The sequence below is a fragment of the Geomonas silvestris genome, assembly GCF_014193515.1.
Classification (GTDB): domain Bacteria; phylum Desulfobacterota; class Desulfuromonadia; order Geobacterales; family Geobacteraceae; genus Geomonas; species Geomonas silvestris.
On record NZ_BLXX01000021.1, the window covers coordinates 42,454 to 52,448 of the forward strand.

8 protein-coding genes, 4 tRNA genes and 1 pseudogene are annotated in these 9,995 nt (G+C 61.5%); all 13 read left to right on the forward strand.

The window, feature by feature from the left end; all coding sequences use genetic code 11:
- The first annotated feature begins 165 nt into the window (after positions 1-165).
- Positions 166-1,254 carry a 3-isopropylmalate dehydrogenase gene (gene leuB, locus GMST_RS20890; RefSeq protein ID WP_183356655.1) on the forward strand — a complete coding sequence of 363 codons (1,089 nt, stop codon included), beginning with the start codon at positions 166-168 and terminating at the stop codon, positions 1,252-1,254.
- Between the two features lie 72 nt (positions 1,255-1,326).
- Positions 1,327-2,424, forward strand: coding sequence for an aspartate-semialdehyde dehydrogenase (gene asd / locus GMST_RS20895; RefSeq protein ID WP_183356656.1), 1,098 nt, complete (start codon positions 1,327-1,329; stop codon positions 2,422-2,424).
- 201 nt (positions 2,425-2,625) lie between these two features.
- A complete protein-coding gene (locus GMST_RS20900) occupies positions 2,626-3,645 on the forward strand; it encodes an aspartate-semialdehyde dehydrogenase (protein ID WP_183356657.1) in 1,020 nt (339 codons plus the stop codon).
- Positions 3,646-3,648: 3 nt separating this feature from the next.
- A complete protein-coding gene (gene truA, locus GMST_RS20905) occupies positions 3,649-4,401 on the forward strand; it encodes a tRNA pseudouridine(38-40) synthase TruA (protein WP_183356658.1) in 753 nt (250 codons plus the stop codon).
- Positions 4,402-4,490: 89 nt separating this feature from the next.
- Positions 4,491-4,922 carry a 50S ribosomal protein L13 gene (gene rplM / locus GMST_RS20910; protein WP_183356659.1) on the forward strand — a complete coding sequence of 144 codons (432 nt, stop codon included), beginning with the start codon at positions 4,491-4,493 and terminating at the stop codon, positions 4,920-4,922.
- A 21-nt stretch (positions 4,923-4,943) separates the two neighbouring features.
- Complete coding sequence (gene rpsI, locus GMST_RS20915; RefSeq protein ID WP_183356660.1) at positions 4,944-5,336, forward strand: 30S ribosomal protein S9; 393 nt, start codon at positions 4,944-4,946, stop codon at positions 5,334-5,336.
- Positions 5,337-5,545: 209 nt separating this feature from the next.
- On the forward strand, positions 5,546-6,586 hold the full coding sequence (gene argC, locus GMST_RS20920) for an N-acetyl-gamma-glutamyl-phosphate reductase (RefSeq protein WP_183356661.1): 1,041 nt from the start codon (positions 5,546-5,548) through the stop codon (positions 6,584-6,586).
- Positions 6,587-6,652: 66 nt separating this feature from the next.
- A pseudogene (locus GMST_RS20925) lies at positions 6,653-8,473 on the forward strand (YgiQ family radical SAM protein); the annotation flags it as partial.
- Positions 8,474-8,883: 410 nt separating this feature from the next.
- Positions 8,884-8,959, forward strand: a tRNA-Thr gene (locus GMST_RS20930).
- Between the two features lie 38 nt (positions 8,960-8,997).
- Positions 8,998-9,082, forward strand: a tRNA-Tyr gene (locus tag GMST_RS20935).
- Positions 9,083-9,196: 114 nt separating this feature from the next.
- A tRNA-Gly gene (locus GMST_RS20940) sits at positions 9,197-9,273 on the forward strand.
- A 12-nt stretch (positions 9,274-9,285) separates the two neighbouring features.
- Positions 9,286-9,361: transfer RNA gene (locus tag GMST_RS20945), tRNA-Thr, on the forward strand.
- Between the two features lie 92 nt (positions 9,362-9,453).
- Positions 9,454-9,995 (forward strand): GTP-binding protein (locus GMST_RS20950; protein ID WP_183356663.1); only part of this gene is annotated, 542 nt, incomplete at its 3' end.

Sequence of the window (9,995 nt, forward strand, 5' to 3'; positions counted from 1 at the left end):
GCTGCGGATTGCTGAGGGGTAAAAACCGGTGCCGAAATCCCTTTTCTGACAGTTTCAAGTCGGTGTATAGGGGTGTTAAACCTTAGTTTAAGGGGCTTTTTGTGTTGACAATATGTGACCTCGTAAATAGAATCCATCCTTCAATACTTACTGGAGGTTTGCGGAATGGGAAAGGCTTTTAAAGTGGCGGTGCTGCCGGGCGACGGCATTGGTCCGGAGGTCATGGCAGAGGCACTCAAGGTGTTGGACGCAGTAGAAAAACGCTACGATGTCACTTTTGAACGCACCCACGCCAACGTAGGCGGAGCGGGGATCGACCAAGAAGGGAAGGCGCTTCCCGAGACCACCGTCAACATCTGCAAAGCCTCCGACGCCATCCTCTTCGGCTCGGTGGGCGGTCCCAAGTGGGAGACCCTGCCGCCGGACGAGCAGCCCGAGCGAGGGGCGCTGCTCCCCTTGAGAAAGATCTTCGGCCTCTACGCGAACCTGCGTCCGGCCATCATCTTCCCGTCCCTGACCGCCGCTTCCTCTCTGAAGGAAGAGGTGATCGCCGGCGGTTTCGACATCCTGGTGATCCGCGAGTTGACCGGCGGGATCTACTTCTCTCAGCCCAAAGGGATCGAGGGGGCCGGCCGCGAGCGCGTCGGCGTGGACACCATGCGCTACAGCGTCCCCGAGATCGAGCGCATCGCGCACGTCGCCTTCCAGGCGGCCCAGAAGCGCGGCAAGAAGGTCTGCTCCATCGACAAGGCGAACGTCCTCTCCACCTCGGTGCTCTGGCGCGAGATCGTGATCGGCGTCGCCAAGCAGTACCCGGACGTCGAGCTCTCCCACATGTACGTGGACAACGCCGCCATGCAGCTGGTAAAGTGGCCCAAGCAGTTCGACGTCATCCTCTGCGAGAACATGTTCGGCGACATCCTCTCCGACGAGGCCGCCATGCTGACCGGCTCCCTGGGGATGCTCCCCTCGGCGTCGCTCGCTGAAGGGACCTTCGGCATGTACGAGCCCTCCGGCGGCTCTGCTCCGGACATCGCGGGGCAGGGGATCGCGAACCCGATCGCCCAGATCCTCTCCGCCGGGATGATGCTGCGCTACTCCTTCGGGATGATCGAGGCGGCCGACGCCATCGACAACGCCGTGGCCAAGGTGCTGGACCAGGGCTACCGCACCCGCGACATCTACCAGGAAAGCGCGGGGCTCAAGCTGGTGAACACCAAAGAGATTGGCGACGCCATCATCGCCAACCTCTAGTCCCCTTTCGGGGCTGGAGTCGCACCACGAACATCTACTGAAATTAGATATACGTCGAAAAGGAGTTCACCTATGAAAGTCGGACTTGTCGGTTGGCGTGGCATGGTAGGTTCGGTCCTCATGCAGCGGATGCAGGAGGAGAACGATTTCGCCGGGATCGAACCGGTATTCTTCACCACCTCGCAGGTGGGGCAGGCTGCTCCCATGAACGCCGGGACCCTGAAGGACGCCTCGGACATCGCCGAACTTAAAAAGCTGGACGTGATCATCACCTGCCAGGGTGGCGACTACACCAAGGCGGTGCGCCCGGAACTGGCCAAGGCCGGCTGGCAGGGGTACTGGATCGACGCGGCGAGCACCCTGCGCATGGAGAAGGACGCCGTCATCGTCCTCGACCCGGTGAACCGAAACGTCATCGATGACGCGCTTGCCAAGGGGATCAAGGACTTCATCGGCGGCAACTGCACCGTGAGCCTTATGCTCATGGGGTTGGGCGGGCTGTTCCGTGCCGGCTTGGTGGAGTGGATCTCCTCCATGACCTATCAGGCGGCCTCGGGCGCCGGCGCTCCCAACATGCGCGAGCTCCTCTGCCAGATGGGGGTACTGCACGGTGCCGTCTGCGAGCACCTGGCGAACCCCTCCTCGGCGATCCTGGAGATCGACCGCAAGGTGACCGAAGAGCTGCGCGGCAACCTGCTCCCCACGAAGGAGTTCGGGTTTGCCTTGGCAGGGAGCGTGCTCCCCTGGATCGACCGCGAGGTCGAGGACGGCCAGAGCCGCGAGGAGTGGAAGGGGTACGCCGAGACCAACAAGATCCTCGGCACCACGAACCCGATCCCGGTGGACGGCATCTGCGTGCGCGTGGGCGCCATGCGCTGCCACAGCCAGGCCCTCACCATCAAGCTCAACAAGGATGTGCCGATCGGCGAGATCGAGGAGCTCATCAAGAACGACAACAAGTGGGTGAAGCTGGTCCCCAACAACAAGGCCGACACCCTGGCGCAGCTCACCCCCGCGGCGATCAGCGGTTCGCTCACCGTTCCGGTGGGGCGCCTGCGCAAGATGAAGATGGGGCCGCAGTACCTTTCCGCCTTCACCTGCGGCGACCAGCTCCTGTGGGGCGCGGCAGAGCCGCTGCGCCGCATGCTGCAGATTTTGAAGGAGCGGTAAACCCTAAGCGTCAGCACGCGGATGGCGCGGAAACCAAGGCAAAACAGCAGGTACCCCTTTTAAGGGCCTGATCCGGCTCCGTTGTCGTGGTTTCCGGCAGTTTCAGCGTGCCGACTTTATGTGGTAGTAATCAAACAGAGCGCGTCCCCCGGGCAGCACAGCGGGGGGCGCGCTCCCGTTTTTGTCTAAAGGAGAAGTTGCATGAGCAGAAAATACAACGTAGCCATTGTCGGTGCCACCGGCGCAGTCGGTACCCAGATGCTCGAGTGCCTCGAGGAACGCGAGTTTCCGGTGGGCAACATTAAGCTGCTGGCGAGCGGCCGCAGCGCCGGCCAGACCCTGGAATTCAAAGGACACGCCGTGCTGGTCGAGGAACTCAAGCACGACTCCTTCGAGGGGGTCGACATCGCCCTCTTTTCGGCGGGCGGGGCGCGTTCCGAAGAGTTTTGCCCTTCGGCTGCCAAGGCCGGCGCGGTTTGCATCGACAATTCGAGCGCCTGGCGCATGAACCCGGACGTCCCGCTGGTGGTGCCCGAGGTGAACCCCGAGGCGATCTCCGGCTACACCAAAAAGGGGATCATCGCCAACCCGAACTGCTCGACCATTCAGATGCTGGTGGCGCTCAAGCCGCTGCACGACTTCGCCGGCATCAAACGCATCGTGGTCTCCACCTACCAGGCGGTTTCCGGCACCGGGAACAAGGCGGTCGAAGAGCTGCGCGTCCAGACCGGCGAGCTTCTGAACGGACGCCCGGCCAACAACGAGGTGTACCCGCACCGCATCGCCTTCAACTGTCTGCCGCAGATCGATGCCTTCCTCGAGAACGGCTACACCAAGGAAGAGATGAAGATGGTCGACGAGACCCGGAAGATCATGGGGGACGCGATCAGGACCTCGGCTACCTGCGTCCGGGTACCGGTCTTCTTCGGGCACTCCGAGTCGATCAATATCGAGACCGAAAAGAAGCTCACCGTCGAGAAGGCGCGCGAGCTTCTGGAAGATGCTCCGGGCGTGGAACTGGTGGACGACCCGGCCGAGCACGAGTACCCGATGGCCATGGACGCAGCCGGCGCGGACGCCGTTTTGGTGGGGCGCCTGCGCGAGGACCTCTCGCTCGAGAACGGGCTCAACCTCTGGGTGGTGGCCGACAACGTCCGCAAGGGTGCTGCGACCAATGCCGTGCAGATCGCCGAACTCTTGATCGAGAAGTACCTGAAGTAGTACATGCGCCACATCAAGCTCACCATAGAGTACGAAGGGACCGCCTACGCCGGCTGGCAGGTGCAGCCTAACGGCCTCACCGTCCAGGAGGTCGTGGAGGGGGCGCTCGCCCAGATGCTCGGCATGCCGACCAAGCTGCGCTCTTCGGGGCGTACCGACGCCGGCGTGCACGCGCGCGGCATGGTCGCCTGCTTCAACACCGAGAAGGCGCTGCCGCTGCGGGCCTTCCGCGAGGGGCTCAATACGCACCTGCCGCCCGATATCGCGGTGCGCGAGGCCTGCGAGGTGCCGCTTGCCTTCAACCCGCGGTCGGATGCCAGTAGCAAGCACTACCGCTACTCGATCCTTTTGGATCCACTGCGCTCGCCCCTGGCACGGCACGTGGCATGGCGCATCGGGGCGAAGCTCGACCTCGGTGCCATGCGGGCGGCCGCCGCACACTTCGTGGGCGAGCACGACTTCAACGCCTTCCGTGCCTCAAATTGCGCGGCGAAAACGACGGTGCGCACCATCTACTCCGTGGACCTGGTGCGGGAAGGTAGCTGGTTGCACATCGACGTGAACGGCAACGGGTTTTTGAAGAACATGGTGCGGGTCATGGTGGGGACGCTGGTGGAAGTTGGGCTGGGCAAACGGCCGCCCGAGGACGTCGCCCACCTCCTGGTGGCGCGCGATCGCCAGGTTTCCGGGCAGACCGCGCCGCCGCACGGGCTGTGCCTTATGCGGGTCTTTTACCCAGAGGATTCTTTGTCTTGACATTTTTGTGTTGACATGCGTCCGCGTTTCGATTAGATTTTCAACTTTCCGTAATTCGAGTGCACATTCCAGATAGCTGTGAGGTTTCAATGAAGACGACGCAAGTTGCTAAAAAAGAAGAAGTGACCAGGGATTGGTATCTGGTCGACGTGGACAATAAGGTGCTGGGCCGTGTCGCTACTGAGATTGCCAACGTCCTGCGTGGCAAGAACAAGCCGACCTTCACCCCGAGTGTCGACACTGGCGACTTCGTCGTTGTTGTCAACGCCGCTAAGATCGCGCTGACCGGCAAGAAGCTGGCCGACAAGACCTACTACTCGCACTCCTCTTTCCCGGGCGGTCTCAAAGAGATCACTGCTGGCAAGCTGATCGAGAAGAAGCCGGAAGAACTGCTCAAGAAGGCCGTGAAGGGCATGCTGCCGAAGAACAAGCTGGCCCGTCACATGTTGAAGAAGCTGAAGATCTATGCAGGCGACACCCATCCGCACGCCGCCCAGCAGCCGAAAAATCTGAACATCTAATTCGTTCTAGGAGATATACAAATGGCAGCAGCAACCTTTTATGCAACTGGCAAAAGGAAATCCTCGATCGCCCGTGTCTGGATCAAGCCCGGCACCGGTGTGATCACCGTCAACACCAAGACTCTCGACCAGTACTTCGGTCGTGAAACTTCCAAGATGGTTGTGAAGCAGCCGCTGGAACTGACTGAGAATGTCGGCAAGTTCGACGTCTTCGTTACCGTCAAGGGTGGCGGCGATTCCGGCCAGGCTGGGGCCATCAAGCACGGCATCACCAAGGCCCTCCTCGAGGCCGATGCCGATCTCCGCGGTACGCTGAAGAAAGCCGGGTTCATCACCCGCGACTCGCGTATCAAAGAAAGAAAGAAATACGGCAAGAAAGCAGCACGCGCAAGCTTCCAGTTCTCCAAGCGTTAATCCGCTTCGCGAGAGCGACGTTTCATGGCAAAGGAGGAACCCGCGAGGGTTCCTCCTTTTGCTGTTTGGACAAAGACAGGTTCTCTGTGCTACGTTCTATGCTCTACGTTCATTTCAGGCGCTGTTTGCGTATGGCTCCGGCTTCGCACACCGCCGCGGGTGTTTAACTTAGAACCTAGAACTTAGAACTGTTTTTCCTGGAGGGTTTTATGCTGAAGGTTGCTGTTGTTGGTGCCAGTGGGTATACCGGTGTCGAGCTGCTGAGAATTCTCTATGCGCACCCCGAGGTCGCGGTCACCTGCGTCACCTCGGAGCAAAACGCCGGCAAGCCGGTGAGTGCTGTGTTTCCGACGCTGCGCGGGCGCATCGACCTCGTGCTTGAAAACCTGGAGCCTGCCGGCATCTCGGAGAAGGTGGACGTGGTCTTCACCGCGCTGCCGCACAAGGCCGCCATGGAAGTGGTGCCGACCTTCCTGAAGATGGGGAAGGACGTGGTCGACCTTTCTGCCGATTACCGGCTGCGCGACGCCGAGACCTACGGCCTTTGGTACGAAAAGCACATGAATCCGGAGCTGCTCGCGCAGGCGGTGTACGGTCTCCCCGAACTGCGCCGCGATGTGATCCGGGAAGCCTCCTTGATCGCCAACCCCGGCTGCTACCCGACCAGCACTATCCTCGGGCTGGCCCCGCTTTTGAAGAACAAGCTCATCGACCCGAAGTCGATCATCGTCGACGCCAAGTCGGGTGTCTCGGGCGCGGGGCGCGGGGCCAAGGTGGACAACCTGTACTGCGAGGTGAACGAAGGGTTCAAGGCGTACGGTGTGGGCGGCGTGCACCGCCACATCCCGGAGATCGAGCAGGAGCTGTCGCTCTTGAACGGATCCCCGCTGGCCATCTCTTTTACGCCGCACCTGGTGCCCATGGATCGCGGCATCCTGGCTACCATCTACAGCACCCCGCTCAAGGGGGTCACGGCGGCTGAGCTGGTCGAGCTCTACCAGGCTTGCTACGACGGCGAACCGTTTGTCCGGGTGCTGCCGGAAGGGAGCTTCCCCTCGACGGCTCAGGTGCGCGGCTCGAACTTCTGCGACATCGGCGTGACCGTGGACAAGCGCACCGGCAGGATCATCGTGGTTTCGGCCATCGACAACGTGGTGAAGGGCGCCTCGGGGCAGGCGGTGCAGAACATGAACCTGATGTGCGGCCTGCCGGAGACGCTGGGCCTCGACTTTTTGCCGATTTTCCCGTAGCGGCTGCGCAGTACTACTAATCGGTGCGACCGGTCGGATCTGGCTGATCGGTCCGATGTAAAAAGCATGAAACAAAACCACAAAAAGCCCGCAACGCCCCCGCAGTTTCTCCCCATGACCCTGGCCGAGGCCAGGGCTCGCGGCTGGAACGAACTCGACGTCATCTTCGTCACCGGCGATGCCTACGTGGACCACCCCGCCTTCGGCGTGCCGCTTTTGGCGCGCCTTCTGGAAAGCAAGGGGCTGAAGGTCGGCATCATCGCACAGCCCGACTGGCGTAGCAAAGAGCCCTTCTTGGCCCTGGGACGTCCGCGCCTCTTCTTCGCGGTGGCCGCCGGCGCCATGGACTCGATGGTCGCCCACTACACCCCGGCCCGCAAGCTGCGCCGCGACGACGCCTACACCCCCGGCAACCTCCACGGTGCCCGCCCCAACCGCGCCACCCTCATCTACACCTCGCGCCTCAAAGAGGCCTACCGCGACACCCCGGTCGTCATCGGCGGCATCGAGGCGAGCCTGCGCCGCTTTGCCCACTACGACTACTGGGAAGACAAGGTGCGCCGCTCGGCTCTTTTTGACGCCAAGGCCGACCTGCTGGTGTACGGCATGGGGGAGAATCCGCTCCTGGAGCTGGTGGCCCGCCTGGAGGATGGGGAATCCTTTGCCGCGATCAGGAACATCCGCGGCACCGCCTATGCCGCCTCGGTGCCACCCGAACCCGCGGAGGTCGGTGAGTGCGTCGAGCTGCCGAGCTTCGAAGAGGTTGCCGCCGACAGGGCCCGCTACGCCGAGGCGTTTCGCCTTTTGAGCGGCGAGCAGAATCCCGGCTGCGCCAAGACCGTGCTTCAGCGCCATGCGACCCGCTACCTGGTCTGCAACCCGCCGGCGCAGCCGATGTCGCAGAAGGCGCTGGATGCCCTCTACGACCTTCCTTTTGTGAAGGCGCCGCATGCGAGCTACCGCGAACCGATTCCTGCCTACGAGCAGATCCGCACCTCGATAACCACGCACCGGGGCTGCTTCGGCGGTTGTGCCTTCTGTGCCATCACGCACCACCAGGGAAAGACGATCCAGTCCCGCAGCGAGGCAAGCGTACTGCAGGAGCTGGATCGACTGGCGAAACTCCCTTGGTTCCGCGGCTCGGTGAGCGACCTGGGCGGGCCGACCGCCAACATGTTCGGCCTCTGCTGCGGCGACGCCAAGGCCGGTGCGCTCTGCCGCCGGGAGAGCTGTCTCTATCCCCAGCCCTGCCGCAACCTGGTCACCGACGACGCCGCCAGCTCGCGCCTCTTGGTGAAGGCGCGCAATGTTGCCGGCGTGAAGAACATCGCGGTCTCCTCGGGGGTGCGCTACGACCTGCTGGAGCGTCAACCGCGTTACCTGGGTGAACTCGTCGAGCACCACGTGAGCGGCCTGTTGAAGGTGGCGCCCGAGCATCTCTCGGACCGGGTGACGGCGGCGATGCGCAAGCCCGGGCGCGAAAGCTTTATCCGGTTCAGGGATGCCTTCCTGAAACAGAGCGCCCAGAAGGGGAAGCGGCAGTACATCGTTCCGTATTTCATCTCGGGACATCCCGGCTGCACGCTGTCCGACATGGTGGATCTCGCGCTGCAGCTTAGGCGCTGGAACATGACGGTGGAGCAGGTGCAGGATTTTACCCCCACGCCCGGGACGCTCTCCACCTGCATGTACCACACGGGGATCGACCCCTTCACCAAAGAGTCGGTCTATGTGGCTAAGACGGACCGGGAAAAAGGTTTGCAGAAGGCGCTGCTGCTGTATCACCTGGCGGACCAGCGCAAGCTCTGTCTGGAGGCGCTCAAAAAGTGCGGCAGGGAAGACGCCGCGGCGGAGCTCTTCGGTGGCGGCGACGGGCGCGGGCGCAGCAGTGGCATAAATGAGAGGAGTGCCGGTGCTGCTGGGCGCTCAAGTGGCGGCCGCGCCGGTGATGACCGCGCTAGCGGTAAGGGCACCGGTGGTAACCGCGCCGGTGGTTCTGGTGGAGCCGGTCATGCCGGTGGCGCCAGCCGCAGTGCGGGCGGTAAGCGCGGTGGTGGCGACAGACGCCGTTGATCTGGTTGCCTCCCACGCTATTTCGCTCACTTGCGCTACAGGCCGCAGCCGGTATACTACCGGCTTTCGCCCGGTTTAACGCCAGCGCGGACTCAACTCAAAAAACGTTTCGAGAAAAAATTCAGTGTCGCTGAAAAATTGTGTTGACTTAGATTCGGGTTTGCTATAGAACAGGGATTCGCTTCGCCCAACGAAAACGGGCGCGGCGCAGCAGACGATGATAGGCTGGCGTAGCTCAATTGGTAGAGCAGCTGACTTGTAATCAGCAGGTTGCGGGTTCGAGTCCCATCGTCAGCTCCAGTTCTTTTACAAAGCTTATTCAGGTAGGCACCACGTCTGGAGGGATTCCCGAGCGGCCAAAGGGAACAGACTGTAAATCTGTCGTCATCGACTTCGGAGGTTCGAATCCTCCTCCCTCCACCACCACCCCTGCAGATGAGATGGGCATCTGCTCGAGTCCAGGAGACCGTAAAGGTCGCGGAACTGGTAAGGGCGAGGGCACGTTGATTCAAACAACTTCGCTTCACGCTGTCATTGGCGGGAATAGCTCAGTTGGCTAGAGCGTCAGCCTTCCAAGCTGAGGGTCGCGGGTTCGAGTCCCGTTTCCCGCTCCAATAACTAGATAAGCCCACATAGCTCAGTAGGCAGAGCACTTCCTTGGTAAGGAAGAGGTCACCGGTTCGAATCCGGTTGTGGGCTCCACTCCCCTCAATAAAATCGCTTTCATATAACAATCGCTGTTGTATATAATTGAAAAGTTGTCCAAGAAGTAGTTACCTCAGGGAGGATTCCTCATGGCAAAAGCGAAATTTGAAAGAACTAAGCCGCATGTCAACATTGGCACCATCGGTCACGTTGACCACGGCAAAACCACCCTGACCGCTGCTATCACTAAGGTGCTGGCCGGTAAGGGCCAGGCTGAGTTCAAAGCATTCGACCAGATCGACAACGCCCCGGAAGAGCGCGAGCGTGGTATCACCATCGCAACCGCCCACGTTGAGTACGAGACCGACAAGCGTCACTACGCTCACGTCGACTGCCCGGGCCACGCCGACTATGTTAAAAACATGATCACCGGTGCTGCCCAGATGGACGGCGCTATCCTGGTTGTTTCCGCCGCTGACGGCCCGATGCCGCAGACCCGCGAGCACATCCTCTTGGCTCGTCAGGTTGGCGTCCCCTACATCGTCGTGTTCCTGAACAAGGCCGACATGGTGGACGACGAGGAGCTCCTCGAGCTGGTCGAGCTGGAAGTTCGCGAACTGCTCTCCTCCTACGACTTCCCGGGCGACGACGTACCCATCATCAAGGGTTCCGCTCTGAAAGGCCTGGAAGG